A 16,762-nucleotide genomic window follows, 5' to 3' on the forward strand; every position below is an offset into this window, starting at 1 on the left:
GACTAGCGGCGACCCTTCACGATCTTCTCCTGGTTGACGTCTTCAACCGGGAGCTCCTCGACCTGCTCCGAACCGAGGGCAGCGCCCTCGCCCGTCTGGAACTCGAGCTTGAACTGGTCGACAGCGGCATCGAGCTTCGAGACGGTGTCGTCGTCGAGCACGTTGGTGTCGCGCAGCGTGGTGAGGACCTCGGTGTTCCGACCCAGGTAGTCGAGCAGTTCACGCTCGAAGCGGAGGACGTCCTCGACCGGGACGTCGTCCAGCTTGCCCTTGGTTCCGGCCCAGATCGAGACGACCTGCTCCTCGACGGGGTACGGCGAGTACTGCGGCTGCTTGAGCAGCTCCGTGAGGCGGGCGCCCCGGGCGAGCTGACGGCGGCTGGCCGCATCGAGGTCGGATGCGAACATCGCGAACGCCTCGAGCGAGCGGTACTGCGCGAGCTCGAGCTTCAGCGTTCCGGAGACCTTCTTGATGCTCTTCACCTGAGCGTCACCACCGACGCGCGAGACGGAGATACCGACGTCGACCGCGGGGCGCTGGTTGGAGTTGAAGAGGTCGGACTGCAGGAAGATCTGGCCGTCGGTGATCGAGATCACGTTGGTCGGGATGTACGCCGAGACGTCGTTCGCCTTGGTCTCGATGATGGGCAGACCCGTCATCGAACCGGCGCCGAGCTCGTCGGACAGCTTCGCGCAACGCTCCAGCAGACGGGAGTGCAGGTAGAAGACGTCACCCGGGTAGGCCTCGCGTCCCGGCGGACGACGGAGGAGGAGGGAGACGGCGCGGTAGGCCTCGGCCTGCTTCGACAGGTCGTCGAAGATGATCAGGACGTGCTTGCCCTCGTACATCCAGTGCTGGCCGATGGCCGAACCGGTGTAGGGAGCGAGGTACTTGAAGCCGGCGGGGTCGGAGGCAGGCGAGGCGACGATCGTCGTGTACTCGAGCGCGCCGGCCTCTTCCAGCGCACCCTTGACGGAGGCGATGGTCGAGCCCTTCTGACCGATGGCGACGTAGATGCAGCGGACCTGCTTGTTGACGTCGCCCGATTCCCAGTTGGCCTTCTGGTTGATGATGGTGTCGATCGCGATCGCGGTCTTGCCGGTCTGGCGGTCACCGATGATCAGCTGGCGCTGGCCACGGCCGACGGGGATCATGGCGTCGATCGCCTTGATACCGGTCTGGAGCGGCTCGTGCACCGACTTGCGCTGCATCACGCCCGGAGCCTGGAGCTCGAGTGCGCGGCGGCCGGTGCTGGCGATCTCGCCGAGCCCGTCGATCGGGTTGCCGAGCGTGTCGACGACACGTCCGAGGTAGCCGTCGCCGACGGGGACCGAGAGGACCTCGCCCGTGCGGGTGACGTCCATGCCTTCGACGATCTCGTCGAACTCACCGAGGACGACGACGCCGATCTCGTGCTCGTCGAGGTTGAGCGCGAGGCCGAGGGTGCCGTTCGCGAAGCGGAGGAGCTCGTTCGCCATGGCGCCCGGGAGGCCCTCGACGTGGGCGATGCCGTCAGCGGCATCGATCACGCGTCCGACCTCGGTGGCCGCGGCGGTGCCGGGCTCGTAGGCCTTGACGAAGTCCTTGAGAGCATCCCGGATCTCGTCTGGGCTGATCGTGAGTTCTGCCATCATGTTCCTTTTGGTTGTGGAACCCGGGGGTTCCGAGAGGTGCGATCCGTCAGGATCAACGTCTTGAGTTGTGGAGACCGTCGGGCCGGTCCCCGCGCTGCACGGGCCGTTAGCCGGCCAGTTGCAGACGGAGGTCGTTCAGTCGGGCAGCGAGGCTGCCGTCGATGACGTCGTCCCCGAGCTGCACGCGCAGTCCACCGACGACGGCGGGGTCGATCACCTGGTTGATCTTCACCTGACGGCCGTAGGCCGTGGCGAGGTGGCGCTCGAGGCGCTGGAGCTGCGACGCCTCGATCGGTGCGGCTGCCGTGACCGTGGCGACCGCGAGGCCCTGCTGGTCGGCGACGATGCCTGATGCGTACCGGAGCAGTTCTCCGATCCGGCGGTCGCGGGGCTGCTGCACGAGCTGACCGACGATGCTGACGGTCTGCGGGCTCGCTTTGCCCGCGAGGAGCGACGCCGCGAGGGCGCCCTTCGCAGCGGACGAGCCGAGCTTGCTGCTGAGGGCGAGTTCGAGCTCGTGGTTGCTCGACACGAGCTTCCCGAACTCGAACAACTCGGCCTCGATGTCGCCCTGAGCGCCGGCGGAGATCGAGGCGGCCCGGAGGCCGAGCTCCTCGATGCCTGCGAGCAGGTCGGCCTCGCTGGACCAGCGGCCGGCGACGACGGTCTGCAGCAGGCCGAGCGCCTGAGCGCTCAGCTGGGTGCCGAAGATCCGCTCGACGACGGTGCGCTTGGCACCGGCGTCGGCTGCGGGGTCGCTGAGCGCTGCGCTCAGGTGGCTCGAGCCGCCGATGGCCCGGCCCGCTGCGAACAGTCCGTCCGCGGTGGCCAGATCGGCCCCGGCGCCGAGGGCGGCGAGGGCCTCCTTCGACGAGGCGAGTGCTTCTCTGGTCGCGCTTCCCATTACTTGGCTGCCTTCTCCGACGCTTCGAGGTCCGCGAGGAACCGGTCGACGACCGCCGTGGCCTTCGCGTCGTCGTTCAGCGTCTCGCCGATGACGCCACTGGCGAGGTCGAGTGCGAGCGTGCCGACCTCGGCACGCAGCGACACGACGGCCGCCTGACGCTCGGCTTCGATCTGTGCCTGAGCGCTCGCGGTGACGCGAGCGGCTTCGACCGTGGCCTGCTCCTTGAGCTCGGCGAGGATCGTCTGACCCTCGACACGAGCCTGCTCGCGGATGCGGCCGGCTTCCTGACGAGCTTCGGCGAGCTGAGCGTTGTACTGCTCGAGCGCCGCTTCGGCCTGCTTCTGCGCTTCATCGGCCTTGGCGATGTTGCCCTCGATGGCCGCTGCGCGGTCGTCGAGGAGCTTCTGCACCTTGGGCAGGACCAGCTTCCAGAAGAAGCCGAGGATGATGATGAAGACGACGGCAGACCAGACGATGTCGTAGACCGCTGGGATGAGAGGGTTCGTTGGAGCGCCCTCTTCAGCAGCGATGATCACTGCATCAAACATCTTGCCTCCTTCGGAGATGTGAAAGGGGGCTTAGACGAAGATGAAGTAGGTCGCGATGCCGATGAAGGCGAGCGCCTCGGTGAAGGCGATACCGATCCACATGAGGACCTGGAGACGACCACCCAGCTCGGGCTGACGCGCGGTGCCTTCGATCGTCTTGCCGACGACGATACCCACACCGATGGCGGGGCCGATGGCTGCGAGACCGTAACCGACCGTCGCGATGTTTCCTTCAAGGGCGGCGAGAACGGTAGTTGCGTCCACGTTTGTTTCCTTCCGTTGGGTGAGACCTGGCGGGTGCCGGGCTCGATTAGTGCTCTTCTGCGACCGCGAGCTGGATGTAGACCGCGGTGAGGAGGGTGAAGACGTAGGCCTGGAGGACTGCGACCAGGAGCTCGAAGAGGGTGAAGACGAGGCCGAAGGCCAGCGTCCCGACGCCCATGAGGGCGAACCATCCGCCGAGGTTCACGATGAAGAACTGGGTCGCCGCGAAGAACAGGACGAGGAGCAGGTGCCCGACGATCATGTTCATGAGGAGTCGGAGCGTCAGCGTGAGCGGGCGGATGACGAAGGTCGAGATGAGCTCGATCGGCGTGACGATGATGTACACCGGCCACGGCACCCCGGAGGGGAAGAGGGAGTTCTTGAAGAACTTGCCCGGACTCTTCTTGATACCGGCGTAGATGAAGGTGACGTAGGACACCAGCGCGAGCACGAGCGGGACACCGATGACCGAGGTACCGGCCAGGTTCAGCCCGGGGATGATGCCCGTCAGGTTCATCGCGAGGACCATGAAGAAGATGGTCGTCAGGATCGGCAGGAACCGGAGGCCGTCCTTCTTGCCGAGCAGGTCTTCCGCGATGTTGACTCGGACGAAGCCGAGCCCCATCTCGGCGAGGCTCTGTGCGCGGCCGGGGACGAGGCGCATCTTGCGCGTCGACAGCCAGAAGAACAGGAGGAGCGCGATCACCGCGATGAACCGGATCAGGATGACCCGGTTGATCGCGAAGGGCGTGCCCTCGAAGAGGATGATGTCGGGGAAGAACTCGTCGATCGACGGACCGTGGAACTCGCCATCTTCGGCGGCCATCGGTGCGATCAGGTGCACGGCGTTAGCGAACAGCACGTATCTCCAGTTTCGGGGGCGTGGAGCAGAGCTCTCGCGGCGACGAACAGGGGGGATGTCTCCTCGCCGCACGCCGAAGCGGTGCTAGTGGGAGGATTCGTTGACGAGTCTAGCAAGGAAACCGGGCCCCGACGAACCCAGGGGTGGTATTCCACGGCTATATTCCGAGCCGCGACCCCGGCCGCGCCCTGGATACCGGTTCCGGCATGCTCCCACGCGACAGGATGCGTCCGCGGCGTCAGCTCGGGTCGGAGTCCTGCGGCGACGCTTTCGGCAGGATGTCGTCCGAGACGTAGGGCACCCGCACCTTCGCCGCCACGACGGCGTCGATCACGAGCGAACCGACGACGCCGACGATGACGCTGCCGAACAGGATCGGTGCGTTGACCCAGGGCTGGTCCTTCAGGATGAAGCCCAGGACGAGGAAGATGACGAACTTCACGAGCCAGCTGCCCATCACCACCCCGAACAGGATCCCGACGAAGAACTCCTGGCCGGACCAGCGGTTGGCGAAGAGGATGCTCACCGAGGTGATGCCGAGGAACACGAGCGCCATCGCGGTGCCGATGAGCGCGCTCGTCAGCCCACGGGACCCGTCGACGCTCCAGCCGACCACTCCCCCGACGACGGCGATCACGAGCGCGAGGAGCGCGCTGTACCGGAGTGCCGTGCGGAAGACCCGGTTGGCGCTCGCGTGCGAGCCGGCCTGGGCGGGAGGAGTCATGGGTGCTGGTCCTTCTTGGCGAGAGAGTCGAGGGTGTCGAGGGTGTCGCCGCTCACGGGCGCCTCGGGGTCGCGCTGCCCGGAGGCCTCGTCGAGCCGATCGTACAGCGCCGACCCGGGAGCGCCCTCCGTGCCGGCGGCCACGCGCTGCGCGAGCCGGTCGGCCCGCCTCCGGCGCCCGATCGGCAGGAGGGTGAACGCCGTGCAGGTGACGACGCCCACGGAGACGAAGAGCACGGCCAGCCACGTCGGGGCCGCGAAGAACGCCAGACATCCGACGGAGATGACGACCGTCCAGCCGTAGAAGATGAGGACGGCGTGCACCTGGCTGTGACCGAGGTCGAGCAGCCGGTGATGGAGGTGCATCCGGTCGGCGCTGAACGGCGACTTGCCGGCGCGGAGACGACGGAGGACAGCCAGGACGAAGTCGGCGAGCGGCACGACCAGGATGGCGAACGGCAGCAGGATCGGGATGAACGCGGGCAACAGTTGCGTGCGGCCGAGGGCGGCGGGGTCGACCTGGCCGGTCACGGCGGCTGCGGAGGTCGCCATGAGCAGCCCGACGAGCAGAGCACCGGCGTCGCCCATGAAGAGCCGGGCGGGGTGCCAGTTGAGCGGCAGGAAACCGAGGCAGGCACCGACGAGGATCGCGGCGATCAGCGAGGCCAGGTTGAAGTAGTCGCTCGCCCCGGTGGACGTCACGAGCAGCTGGGTGTAGACGAAGAACACGGTGTTCGCGATGACGGCGACACCGGCGACGAGCCCGTCGAGCCCGTCGACGAAGTTGATCGCGTTCATCACGAGCACGATCGCGAAGACCGTCATCGAGAAGGACACCCACGACGAGCCGACCGTCAGGCCGCCGATGGGCAAGGAGTAGATCTGCACACCGAGCCAGGCGACGAGCCCTGCCGCCATGAACTGCGCGGCGAGCTTGATCATCCAGTCGAGGTCCCACAGGTCGTCGGCGACGCCGATCCCGACGATGAACAGGGCGGCTCCGAGGATCGCCAGCACCGGCTCAGGATCGGCGAACACGAGGTCGAAGAACGGCAGCTGCCAGGCCACGCCGAACGCGACGAGGATGCCGATGAACATCGCGACCCCACCGAGGCGCGGCGTCGGCGTCTGGTGGACGTCGCGTTCGCGGATCGGTGGGTGGAGACCGTACTTCACGCCGACCCGCCGCGCGAGGTGCGCGAAGCCGAAGGTGATGCCCGCGCTCACGACGAGCACGATGAGGTACCCGGAGAACTGGTTCATGGCTCGCGAGGCTCGGGGAGCAGATCGCCCACCACGTCGCGGATCGCCTCACGGGAGACGGCTCCGTCGCGCAGGACGACGATCCGTTCGTCGGCCGTGCCGAGTCGGGTCGCGTCGATGATCGTCGACGACTGCTCGCCGCTCTCGCCGCCGTCGAGGTAGACCGAGACCGAGTCGCCGAGCATCTCGAGCGCGGCAGCGGCGGACGTGGCGGCCGGTCGGCCGGTGAGGTTCGCCGAGGAGACCGCGAGCGGGCCGGTGTCCTGCAGGAGTTCGAGGGTCACCGGGTTCGACGGCATCCGGAGCGCGACCGTGCCCGCGGTCTCGCCGAGGTCCCAGGCGAGCGACGGCTGTGCCTCGAGCACGATGGTCAGGCCGCCGGGCCAGAACGCCTCGACCAACCGGTGCACGGCATCGGGGACGGACGCCGCCAAGGCCTCGAGCGTGTTCACACCCGAGACGAGGACGGGCGGTGGTGACTGCCGGGTCCGACCCTTCGCGTCGAGCAGGCGCTGCACCGCGGCCGGCGAGAACGCGTCGGCGGCCACCCCGTAGACCGTGTCGGTCGGGAGCACGACCAGCTCACCCCGGGCCAGGGCCGTCCGAGCCAGGCGCATCCCGGCGAGCAGCTGCGCGTGATCCTGGCAATCGAAGGTCTGCGGCATGTGGTGGGTCCTGGCTGAACGGGGCCGCCGATCGGTGATCAGTCGGCCGGATGATCGGGGTGACGACGCTCAATCATAGCCTCGGGCGTCTTCCGAGCAGTCTGGGCAGGCACAGGTAGACGGCGAGGACGAGCAGGATGCCGAGGACGGCGAGGACTTGGAGGGGCCAGGCGCCCGTCGCGACGACCACCCCGAGCAGCCCGGTGGCGAGGGTCGCGACGCTGACGACGGCGGTGGACCCGAGGTGACCGAGTCCGCCGGCGGCGAGACGCTGGTACACGTGGCTGCGATGCGCCTCGTGCAGCGGCTCCCCCCGCCTCCAGCGCGCGATGATCGTCGTGCCGGTGTCGGCGACGTACACGAGGACCGGGCCGATCAGCGCGACGAAGGAGATGCCGCTGAAGGCCGCGTAGATGGCGACCGCGACGAGGGAGCCGCCGAGGAGGTAGCTGCCGACGTCGCCCAGGAACATCCGGCGCCGGGCGAGGTTCCACGGCAGGAACCCGAGGAACGCGGCCGCCACGACGAGGCCGGCTGCCGTGACGCCCGGGAGTCCGGCCACGGCGCCGAGACCGGCGTAGAACCCGCCGACGACCGAGCCGTGCATCGAGGAGATGCCGTTGACGCCGTCCATGAAGTTCGCGATGTTCGTGTAGGCGACGAGCGCCACGATCCCGAGCGGGATCCACCAGAAACTCGCGGCCATCGAGACGACGAGCACCCAGGTCGCCACGAGTCCGAGCACGACCTGCAGGCCGAAGCGCACCCGCACGGGGAGTCCGCGGACGTCCTCCACGGCTCCGATGGCCGCGTTCACGATCGACACGGCGGCGACGATCCAGAGCGGCAGGCTGTGGAGCAGGACCGCGGCCGTACCGAGACCGACGGCGACCGCGAGCGCGACGCCGATCCCTCCCCGCGGATCGTCGGGGTGACGTGCATGGATCGGTGGTTCGGGGTGTCGACGACCGCCCGATGGATGAGGATCGGGCGGATGGCGAGCTGGGACAGCAGGCTCACGACGAGCGCGAGCACCCCCGCCAGGATGGCAACCGTCATTGCACCAGGTGGCGGGTACCGGCGCCCTCGTCGGCGATCGTCTCCCGCCAGACGGCGATGTCGAGGAGTGCCGGGTCGAGCGGCTGGATCCGTGTGTGCGAGACCTTCGGGTGCTTCGAGCGGTCGGCGATCTCGTCGGTGTCGATGAGGACCTCGTGCAGCTTCTCGCCGTGCCGGAGACCGGTGTACACGATCTCGACGTCCTTGCCGGACGCGGCGATCATGCGCTTGGCCACGTCGAGGATGCGGACCGGACGGCCCATGTCGAGGATGAGGACCTCGCCCGGGTCGCCGATCGCGCCGGCCTGGATGACGAGCTTCGATGCTTCGGGGATCGTCATGAAGAAGCGGGTGACGTCGGGGTGTGTGACCGTGACCGGACCGCCGGCTTCGATCTGGGCGGTGAACGCCGGGATGGCGGAACCGCGGCTGCCGATGACGTTGCCGAACCGGACCGAGAGGTACCGTGCGTCGGTCTCCTGGGCACTCATCCAAGCGGTGAGCTTCTCGGCGATGCGCTTGCTATACCCGAGGACGGTCGTCGGGTTCGCGGCCTTGTCGGTCGAGATGTTGACGAAGGTGCCGACGCCGACGGCCCGCGCCGCGTTGAGTACGTTCAGGGTGCCGAGGACGTTGTTCTTCCAGGCCTCGTCGGGGTACTGCTCGAGCATCGGAGCGTGCTTCAGCGCTGCCGCGTGGAAGACGACGTCGGGACGGCGGTCCTCGAAGATCTCCATGAGCGAGGGGAGGTCGCGGATGTCGGCGAGCACGACCTCCTTGGTGTCGAGCAGGCCGTGTCCCGAGATCGAGAGCTGCGTGGTGTGGAGCCCCGTCTCGTCGCGGTCGAGCAGGACGAGCTCCGCCGGACCGAACTGGTTGACCTGCCGGGCGATCTCGGAGCCGATGGATCCGCCGGCACCGGTGACGAGCACGCGCTTGCCGGTGAGGTACCCCGCGATGCTCTCGACCTGCAGGTCGACGGTGTTGCGGCCGATGAAGTCCTCGACGTTGAGGTCGCGCAGGCTCGGCGCGCTCTCCCCCGTCCCGGGAGCCAGCATCGTGTCGATGGGCGGCACGACGAGCACCCGGAGCTTCGCCTCGTCGGCTCGCTCGCTGACCTGGCGGATGAAGTCGTTGTCGACGTCCGCGATGCTGATGATGAGTGCCTGCGCACCGGTGCGCTTGACGGCCGCCACCAGGTCGGCGCCCGTCCCGACCACGGCGACCGAGGCGATGCGGAAGTTGCGCTTCGACGGGTCGTCGTCGATGACGCCCACTGGGAGGTAGGGCGACTGCGGGTCGCGCATGAGCCGAGGGATGATCGACATCCCCAGCGCACCGGCTCCGTAGACGAGGACGCGCTGCGCCTCGATCGGCCGACTGCGGCTGTCGACGAAGAGGCGCTTGACGTACCGCGTGATGCCCATGAAGACGATGGCGAACGGGAACGCGATGACCGTCGTGGACCGTGGAACCCCCCACGCGACGCCGAACACCGCGTTGACCGCGATGAGGATCGCGGTGACGATCAGCGCGACGACGATGAGCTGTTTCGCCTCGTAGAAGCTGCCGAAGCTGTGCAGGCCGTGGTAGTAGCTCCATAGGTAGGCCACGACGAGCTGGGCGACCACGGCGATGACGCACAGGAGGACCGTCCCGACGAGAGCCACGCGCTCGTACTCGAGCTCGAACCGGACGAGCTGGGCGACCACGATGGCGAGCACCCAGCACAGTGCGTCGAGGGCGGTCTTCGCGGCGAAACGAGGACCGGGCGCCTGCGTCCATCTACGGGGGGCGTCGGGGAGCGAGGAGGTCATAACGTGTCGATCCTACCGATCGCCGGCTTCGCGTTGGCTGCGCGCGGACTGCGCGTCGGGGCCGGGCGCACCCCGCTCCGCGGCGAGGGCTGCGATCGAGGACCGGAGACCGTCGTCCGTCGCCGTCGGCATACGCTCGTGCCCGAGCGCGCCGAGCAGTCGTGCACCGGAGACGCGGTAGTCCTCGGTGAGCTTCGCCAGACGCGCGGAGTTGAGCGGCACGGCGGGGACGTGATCGCCGACGGCGGCCGCCAGCCGGACGAGTGCCGGCGGCAGGGCCAGGCGACGGACACGGCGACCGGTGACCTCGGCGATGAGGGTGACGAGGTGCCCCGTCGACACGGGCTCGTCGTCGGCGACGAGGTACACACCCGTCGTGACGGCGGGCGTGTCGATGATGCTGGTGATCGCCCACGTGAGGTTCTGGATCGACACGAAGCTGCGCTCGTTGCGGAAGGCGTCGAGCGGGTAGGGGATGCCGCGGGAGAGCAGACCGAACAGGAGGCGCAGGTTGCCCTTGTCCCCCGGCCCGTGGACCATCGTCGGACGGAGGACGATCGTCCGGCGACCGGCGGGTGGTTCGACGGCGAGCAGGAGTCGCTCGGCCGCGAGCTTCGACTTCCCGTACGGGGTCACCGGGTGGGGCTCGGCGGACTCGTCGAGCACGCCGTCGACCGTCGCCTCGTTCACCGCGGCGACGCTGCTCAACTGGATGAAGGTGGTGGCGTCCGACGCCAGGAAGGCGACGTACGCGCGTTCGGCGAGGTCGGTGTTGATCCGGCGGTACACCTCGGGAGAGGCGGTGCCGTCGAGGTCGTGCGCCTTCCCGGCGAGGTTCACCACGACGTCGAGGTCCGCGGGGAGGGCCTCCCCCGTCCACCCGCGCAACGAGAACGGCACGACCTCGTGGCCGGCCGCCTCGAGGACGGGCACGAGGTTCGTCCCGATGAAGCCGGTCGCACCGGTCACGAGCACCCGGCTCATCGTCCGAACCATCCCCACGTGCGGAAGTACACGAAGGCCCCCTGGATCGAGTACCACATCAGCTTCCGGCTGTGATGCGAGCCCTTCGCGAAGTGGTGGTGGATCGTCGCCCCCGGGTAGTACGCGGTCCGGGACACCTGGAGGAAGCGTCGGGTGAGGTCGGCGTCCTCGATGTACATGAAGATCCGCTCGTCGAAGAAGCCGACGCGGTGCAGGGTCGAGGTCCGGAGGAACATGAAACACCCCGAGAGGTAGGGCACGTCGAACATCGTCTTGTTGTAGTCGTGCGCGGGGTTCTCGTCGATGTCGCGGTACTCGTAGCGGGCCATGCGCTTCGCGACGAGCGGCTTCAGCGGACCGGGCAGGAACCGGCGGGCGAACAGGTCGAAGACGGAGGGGTTCCGCTTCACCAGGTACTGGAGGGATCCGTCGGGGTACAGCACCTTCGGCATGACGTGGCCGACCTCGGGGTGCTCGAGCATGAACTCGTGGAGCTGCTCGATCGCCTCCGGCTCGAAGTACACGTCCGGGTTGACCACCATGTGGAACTTCGAGCGCCCGAGGACCTTCGCGATCGCGAGGTTGTGTGCGGCGCCGAAGCCGGGGTTCGAGGGGTTGTGCAGGTACTCGACCCGCGGGTCGTCCGCGAGGTCGCGGAGCTCGTCCGTCGGCGAGTTGTCGACGAGGTAGAGCGTCTCGACGAGCGGGCTCCCGAGGGTCGAGTCGATGGCCGCACGCAGCTTGTCGCGATCGTTCCGGTACATGACGATGCAGGCGGTCACAGGACGGTCCACGGTTCACCCTCTCCGGCGGCGGGGACGGCACCGCCGAGGCACGACGGACGTGGGCCCGACGCGCCTGGTCAGTCTACGTGCTGCCCGCGTCCGGTCCTGGGAGCCCGGGGCCGCATACTGGAGTGGTGCCAGAGCGTGTGTTCTTCTTCGACTGCGACAAGACCCTGTACGACTACGACTTCCGGAAACGCCTCCCGGCGCTCTCCCGGTTGACAGGCGTGAGCCAGTACCGGCTCGCGAAGCTGTGGTGGGTCGGCGGGCACGAGGCCGCGGCCAACATCGGCGAGTACCCGACGAGTGACGACTATCTGGCGGTGTTCGCCGAGGTCACCGGATACCCGCTGTCCCTCGAGGAGTGGCGCGAGGCCCGTGCGGCGGCGATGACCCCGGTCCCCGGCGTCCTGGCCACGCTCGCCCGTGCCGCGACCCTCGGCACGGTCTCCCTGCTGTCGAACAATCCGATCCCCTTCCGCGACTCCTTCGCGCAGCTGGCTCCCGAGGCCGCAGCGCTCCTCGGCGAGAACGACCTCGTGTCCGCCGTCCTCGGAGCGGAGAAGCCCGAGCCCCGTGTCTACACCAGGGCGCTCAGCCGATACGGCGTCGCACCCGGCCGCACCATGCTCATCGACGACTCCGCGGCGAACTGCACGGGCGCCGAGGCCGTGGGGATGCACGCGTTCCAACTGACGAAGGACGCTTCAGGTGCCTTCGACGTCGCGGGACTCGACGCCGCGGTCGACGCCTTCGTGGCGGCCACACCCTGACTCGGCCCACCGGCCGATGCGTCCCACCGGCCACCGAACCGAACCACGATTCCCTGAACCGAACCACCGGTCCCTGAGCCGAACCATCGGTCCCTGAGCTTGTCGAAGGGCGGCGGATCCGCGGCTCGGACTCGCCCTTCGACAGGCTCAGGGCCGGAAGAGGGGCCTACGGAGCGGAGAAGCGCGGGCTCACGACGGGTCAGCGGATCGCGATGGTGGTGCGGTCGCGGGTGGTGAGGTCGCGGTGGGTCGCGGCCGCGTGCCAGCCGTCGGCCGTGAGTAGCTCGCGGATGGCCTGCCCCTGGAGTTCACCGTGCTCGATGATGAGCGTGCCGCCCCGGTGGAGCAGTCGCTGCGCGGTGGCGGACACCTGACGCACCACGTCGAGACCGTCCGGTCCGCCGTACAGCGCTGCCGAGGGGTCGTGGAGACGCACCTCGGGATCGCGCGGGATCGCGTCGTCCGGGACGTACGGGGGGTTCGAGATCACGACGTCCACCGAGCCGTCGAGGTCGTGGAAGGCGTCGGCGAGGTGCTCGAAGACGACGATGGCGTTGTCGGCTCCGGATTCGGCGAAGTTCCGTCTCGCCCAGATGAACGCCTCGACCGAGTTCTCGGTCGCGTAGATCGCCGCGTTCGGGACCTCGGTCGCCATCGCCAGCGCGATCGCTCCACTGCCGGTGCCGAGGTCGACGCCGATGGGCCGAGGGATCGGAACGGCTCGGAGCGCGTCGATCGCGAACTGCACGACCGACTCGGTCTCGGGGCGCGGCACGAAGACGCCTGGTCCGACCGCGAGTTCCATCGAACGGAACGCGGCACGGCCCGTGATGTGCTGCAGCGGTTCGCGCGCGGCCCGCCGCTCGACCAGCTCGGCGAACACGGTGCGCTCTTCGGCGTCGAGCACGCGACCGGTGATCGCCGCGGCCTGCACGGCACCACGACCGAGGCCGAGCACGTGTCCGAGGAGGAGCTCCGCGTCGACGTCGGGTGACGGCACGGCCGCGCGGGTGAGGATCTCGACGGCGTGTTGGCGCGCGAGTTCGACGGTCGCAGGGTGGCCGGCGGACGGGGTGTCTGCGGCGGCGGCGGAAGGGGTGCTGGGCATGAGCGAGGTCATCATCTGGGGCGGCCTGGTCGGGTGGGCCGCACCGAGCCTACCCCACCGCCTCGGTGCGGCCGCGGGCCGGCGACCCTCGTCGTCACACGGGACACCGCCGATCGACCAGGTCGTAGGCTGAACCGAGCCCCGTTCGAGGAAGAGGAACACCGTGACCGGCACCGTCTACACCGACATCACCCAGGCCTACGGCCGCACCCCGCTCGTCCGTCTGAACCGCATCGCCGAGGGCGTCGGCGCGACCGTCCTGGCGAAGCTGGAGTTCTACAATCCCGGATCGAGTGTGAAGGACCGCCTGGGCATCGCACTCGTCGATGCGGCGGAGGCCTCGGGCCAGCTGCAGCCGGGAGGGACCATCGTCGAGTCGACGAGCGGGAACACCGGCATCGCGCTCGCCCTCGTGGGAGCCGCACGGGGCTACCGGGTCATCCTCACGATGCCCGCCTCGATGAGCAAGGAACGCCGGACCCTCCTCCGCGCCTACGGTGCGGAGCTCGTCCTCACCGATCCGACGAAGGGGATGGCGAACGCCGTGCAGGAGGCGCAGCGCATCGTCGCCGAGAACCCCGGTGCCGTCTGGGTCAGGCAGTTCGAGAACGAGGCGAACCCCGCCATCCACCGGCGGACGACCGCACCCGAGATCTGGGAGGACACCGCGGGCACGGTCGACGCGTTCGTGGCTGGCATCGGGACGGGCGGGACGATCACCGGCGTCGGCGGCTGGCTCCGCGAGCACAACCCCGACGTGCAGATCATCGCCGTGGAGCCCGCGGACTCCCCGCTGCTCAGCGAGGGTCGCGCCGGCGGACACAAGATCCAGGGCATCGGACCGAACTTCGTGCCCGACATCCTCGACACCTCCTTGTTCAGCGAGATCATCCCGGTCGAGACCGACACGGCCTATGCGACCGCACGACGCCTCGCGACCGACGACGGCATCATCGGCGGCATGTCCTCCGGCGCCGCGGTGTGGGCGGCCCTCGAGGTCGGACGCCGTCCGGAGATGGCCGGCAAGACCATCGTCGTCATCATCCCCGACGCGGGCGAGCGCTACCTGTCGACGACGATGTACGACGACCTGCGCGACTAGGCTCGACGCATGGGAATGCTGTCGCGGGTCCGCGAGGACATCGGTGCCGCACGCGCACACGATCCGGCGGCCCGCGGCACCATCGAGATCGCACTCAGCTACTCCGGGCTGCACGCCGTCTGGGCGTACCGCGTGAACCACCGACTGTGGCGCCGCGGCTTCCGCACCCTCGCCCGGTTCGGCTCGCAGTTCACCCGGTTCCTCACGGGGGTCGAGATCCACCCCGGCGCCCGGATCGGCAGACGGTTCTTCATCGACCACGGTATGGGCGTCGTCATCGGCGAGACGGCCGAGGTGGGTGACGACGTCATGATCTTCCACGGCGTGACCCTCGGCGGGAAGAGCCGCGGCGTCGGCAAGCGCCACCCGACCATCGGCGACGGCGTCGCCGTCGGTGCCGGGGCGAAGATCCTCGGGCCCATCCGGATCGGTGCGGGGACCATCGTCGGCGCGAACGCTGTCGTCACCAAGGCGTGCCCACCCCGCAGCCTGCTGCTCGGCGTCCCGGCGGTCGAGCGCCCGCGCGGGAGCGGCACGCACGGTCTCGCGTTGTTCGATCCCGAGTACCACATCTGATCCGCGCGAGGTGAGGCGGTCCGTCGCCCACGCCTCCCCCGGACGACGATCCCCCGCATCCCACCCGCATCCCGCTCCTCGAGAGGTCCCCATGAGTCTCATCCGCCTGCACGACGTCACCGTCCGGTTCGAGGAGCGCCCGGTGCTCCGCGACGTCTTCTTCCGGCTCGAGCCAGGCGACCGGGTCGGGCTCATCGGCCGGAACGGCTCCGGCAAGTCCACCCTCCTGAAGCTCGCCCTCGACCAGCTCCAGCCGGACTCGGGCACCGTGACCATCGAGGACGGGACGCGGATCGGGTACTTCTCGCAGTTCTCGGAGCTCGACGGGAACGCCACCATCACCGAGGTCCTCGAAGGACTCTTCGGCCACATCCACGCCATCGAGGCGGAACTCGCGTCCATCGACGCCGCGATCGCCGCCGACCCGAACGACCTCGACGGGATGACGAAGCTCATCGAACGGCAGGCCGAGCTCTTCGAGGAGATGGAGCGCCAGGACGGCTGGGACTACCAGCGTCACATCGACACCGCCCTCACCACGCTCGGCTTCGACGCCGCGCGCCGCGTGCTCCCCATCGACTCACTCTCCGGTGGTTGGCGCAACCGCGCGGCGCTCGCGAAGATCCTCCTCGAGCGCCCGGACGTCCTGCTCCTCGACGAGCCGACGAACTTCCTCGACGTCGCGGGGGTCGAGTGGCTCGAATCCTGGTTCGGCTCGTTCCGCGGCGCGGCGATCGTCGTCTCGCACGACCGGACCTTCCTCGACGCCGTGGTCACGCGCATCGTCGAGGTCGAGAACTTCCACCTCCACGAGTACCCCGGCAGCTTCGACGAGTACGTCGTCCAGAAGCAGTTCCGGCTCAAGAGCCTCGAGGCGCAGTTCGTACACGAATCCGAGCTGCTCGCCTTCGAGGCGGAGGGCATCTCGGACCGTCGCGAGGCGGCCAAGGCCGCCGGGAAGAAGGACCTCTCCTCGCAGCTGGCGAAGATCAAGAAGGCCAGGCCGCCGCGTCCGGTCGACGACATCATCACCGACATCTACGGTGGCCTGCACATCAAGGACACGCTCTGCCGGATCCAGGGGCTCACGAAGGCCTACGGCGACCACACGCTGTTCGACGGGCTCGACCTCGAGATCGGCCGCCGGGAACGCATCGTCGTCCACGGACCGAATGGCGCGGGCAAGTCCACGTTCCTCCGGATCCTCGAGGGCGACGAACGCCCCGACGCCGGTCACGTCACGTGGACCGGCGGGGTCCGATACGCGTCCTACAACCAGATGGTCGACGAACTGGACCTCACCGACACGGTGGCGCACGCCGTCGGCGCCATGCCCGACAGCCTCGCCTTCGCGGCGACGAAGAAGTCGGTGAACCGCTTCCTCGGCATGTTCCAGTTCTCCGACGCCGACCTCAAGCAGAAGATCGGCATGCTCTCGGGTGGGCAGCGCGCCCGCGTCGCCATGGCCCAGTGCCTGCTTTCCGGAGCTTCGGTGCTCCTCCTCGACGAGCCGACGAACCACCTGGACCTCGCGAGCACGCAGGTGATGGAGCGCGCACTCGTGCACTTCCCCGGCGCCATCGTCGTGGTCAGCCACGACCGGTTCTTCGCCGACAAGGTCGCGACGAAGCGGCTGCGCATCGGCTGAACGACGAGAGCGCAGTCGTGGTCGTCATCCGAGAGGGATGACGA

The 16,762-nt window shown here is 68.6% G+C and carries 18 protein-coding genes; 4 read left to right on the forward strand and 14 right to left on the reverse strand.

The features are described from left to right. Nucleotides 1–2: 2 nt before the first annotated feature. The 13 genes from atpA to FGL15_RS01450 all read right to left on the reverse strand — a co-directional run bounded on the left by atpA (nucleotide 3) and on the right by FGL15_RS01450 (nucleotide 11,520). On the reverse strand, nucleotides 3–1,631 hold the full coding sequence (gene atpA / locus FGL15_RS01395) for a F0F1 ATP synthase subunit alpha (protein ID WP_071262368.1): 1,629 nt from the start codon (nucleotides 1,629–1,631) through the stop codon (nucleotides 3–5). A 109-nt stretch (nucleotides 1,632–1,740) separates the two neighbouring features. Beyond that, nucleotides 1,741–2,538 carry a F0F1 ATP synthase subunit delta gene (locus FGL15_RS01400; RefSeq protein WP_138944676.1) on the reverse strand — a complete coding sequence of 266 codons (798 nt, stop codon included), beginning with the start codon at nucleotides 2,536–2,538 and terminating at the stop codon, nucleotides 1,741–1,743. After that, nucleotides 2,538–3,089 (reverse strand): F0F1 ATP synthase subunit B, encoded by a 552-nt coding sequence (locus tag FGL15_RS01405; RefSeq protein WP_064295311.1) that lies wholly within the window; start codon nucleotides 3,087–3,089, stop codon nucleotides 2,538–2,540. The genes FGL15_RS01400 and FGL15_RS01405 overlap by 1 nt, the downstream gene beginning before the upstream one ends. Before the next feature lie 30 nt (nucleotides 3,090–3,119). Next, on the reverse strand, nucleotides 3,120–3,353 hold the full coding sequence (gene atpE, locus FGL15_RS01410; RefSeq protein ID WP_064295310.1) for an ATP synthase F0 subunit C: 234 nt from the start codon (nucleotides 3,351–3,353) through the stop codon (nucleotides 3,120–3,122). A 46-nt stretch (nucleotides 3,354–3,399) separates the two neighbouring features. Further along, nucleotides 3,400–4,179 (reverse strand): F0F1 ATP synthase subunit A, encoded by a 780-nt coding sequence (gene atpB / locus FGL15_RS01415; RefSeq protein ID WP_175117868.1) that lies wholly within the window; start codon nucleotides 4,177–4,179, stop codon nucleotides 3,400–3,402. A gap of 274 nt (nucleotides 4,180–4,453) precedes the next feature. Beyond that, on the reverse strand, nucleotides 4,454–4,939 hold the full coding sequence (locus FGL15_RS01420; RefSeq protein WP_086473956.1) for a hypothetical protein: 486 nt from the start codon (nucleotides 4,937–4,939) through the stop codon (nucleotides 4,454–4,456). Further along, nucleotides 4,936–6,201, reverse strand: a complete 1,266-nt coding sequence (locus FGL15_RS01425) for an MraY family glycosyltransferase (protein ID WP_086473957.1) — start codon at nucleotides 6,199–6,201, stop codon at nucleotides 4,936–4,938. Before FGL15_RS01425 ends, FGL15_RS01420 begins: the two co-directional genes overlap by 4 nt. Continuing rightward, the gene (locus tag FGL15_RS01430) at nucleotides 6,198–6,866 is read right to left on the reverse strand and encodes an L-threonylcarbamoyladenylate synthase (RefSeq protein WP_085513240.1); all 669 of its coding nucleotides are present in this window, start codon (nucleotides 6,864–6,866) and stop codon (nucleotides 6,198–6,200) included. Before FGL15_RS01430 ends, FGL15_RS01425 begins: the two co-directional genes overlap by 4 nt. Nucleotides 6,867–6,939: 73 nt before the next feature. Beyond that, the gene (locus FGL15_RS01435; RefSeq protein WP_168223269.1) at nucleotides 6,940–7,692 is read right to left on the reverse strand and encodes a UDP-phosphate glycosyltransferase; all 753 of its coding nucleotides are present in this window, start codon (nucleotides 7,690–7,692) and stop codon (nucleotides 6,940–6,942) included. Then, the gene (locus FGL15_RS20155) at nucleotides 7,680–7,925 is read right to left on the reverse strand and encodes a hypothetical protein (RefSeq protein WP_168223270.1); all 246 of its coding nucleotides are present in this window, start codon (nucleotides 7,923–7,925) and stop codon (nucleotides 7,680–7,682) included. Before FGL15_RS20155 ends, FGL15_RS01435 begins: the two co-directional genes overlap by 13 nt. Beyond that, nucleotides 7,922–9,742, reverse strand: coding sequence for a nucleoside-diphosphate sugar epimerase/dehydratase (locus FGL15_RS01440; protein WP_138944678.1), 1,821 nt, complete (start codon nucleotides 9,740–9,742; stop codon nucleotides 7,922–7,924). Before FGL15_RS01440 ends, FGL15_RS20155 begins: the two co-directional genes overlap by 4 nt. Before the next feature lie 12 nt (nucleotides 9,743–9,754). Further along, nucleotides 9,755–10,726, reverse strand: a complete 972-nt coding sequence (locus FGL15_RS01445; RefSeq protein ID WP_168223271.1) for an NAD-dependent epimerase/dehydratase family protein — start codon at nucleotides 10,724–10,726, stop codon at nucleotides 9,755–9,757. Beyond that, nucleotides 10,723–11,520: a glycosyltransferase family 2 protein gene (locus tag FGL15_RS01450; protein WP_138944680.1), complete on the reverse strand. Its 798-nt coding sequence runs from the start codon at nucleotides 11,518–11,520 to the stop codon at nucleotides 10,723–10,725. Before FGL15_RS01450 ends, FGL15_RS01445 begins: the two co-directional genes overlap by 4 nt. A 125-nt stretch (nucleotides 11,521–11,645) precedes the next feature. Here FGL15_RS01450 and FGL15_RS01455 point away from each other — a divergent pair, with 125 nt between their 5' ends. Further along, nucleotides 11,646–12,284, forward strand: a complete 639-nt coding sequence (locus FGL15_RS01455) for an HAD-IA family hydrolase (RefSeq protein WP_240773720.1) — start codon at nucleotides 11,646–11,648, stop codon at nucleotides 12,282–12,284. Nucleotides 12,285–12,483: 199 nt separating this feature from the next. On the opposite strand, the gene prmC is transcribed toward FGL15_RS01455, so the two are convergent. Continuing rightward, on the reverse strand, nucleotides 12,484–13,392 hold the full coding sequence (gene prmC, locus FGL15_RS01460; protein WP_240773721.1) for a peptide chain release factor N(5)-glutamine methyltransferase: 909 nt from the start codon (nucleotides 13,390–13,392) through the stop codon (nucleotides 12,484–12,486). Nucleotides 13,393–13,555: 163 nt separating this feature from the next. On the opposite strand from prmC, the gene cysK reads away from it, so the two are divergent. The 3 genes from cysK to FGL15_RS01475 all read left to right on the forward strand — a co-directional run bounded on the left by cysK (nucleotide 13,556) and on the right by FGL15_RS01475 (nucleotide 16,718). Beyond that, on the forward strand, nucleotides 13,556–14,494 hold the full coding sequence (cysK, locus tag FGL15_RS01465) for a cysteine synthase A (protein ID WP_064295302.1): 939 nt from the start codon (nucleotides 13,556–13,558) through the stop codon (nucleotides 14,492–14,494). Between the two features lie 9 nt (nucleotides 14,495–14,503). Beyond that, nucleotides 14,504–15,070 carry a serine O-acetyltransferase EpsC gene (gene epsC, locus FGL15_RS01470; protein ID WP_138944681.1) on the forward strand — a complete coding sequence of 189 codons (567 nt, stop codon included), beginning with the start codon at nucleotides 14,504–14,506 and terminating at the stop codon, nucleotides 15,068–15,070. Nucleotides 15,071–15,161: 91 nt separating this feature from the next. Then, nucleotides 15,162–16,718 (forward strand): ABC-F family ATP-binding cassette domain-containing protein, encoded by a 1,557-nt coding sequence (locus FGL15_RS01475; RefSeq protein ID WP_138944682.1) that lies wholly within the window; start codon nucleotides 15,162–15,164, stop codon nucleotides 16,716–16,718. Nucleotides 16,719–16,762: the final 44 nt, after the last annotated feature.

Source organism: Plantibacter sp. M259 (genome assembly GCF_006065115.1).
In the GTDB taxonomy this organism is placed as follows: domain Bacteria; phylum Actinomycetota; class Actinomycetes; order Actinomycetales; family Microbacteriaceae; genus Plantibacter; species Plantibacter auratus.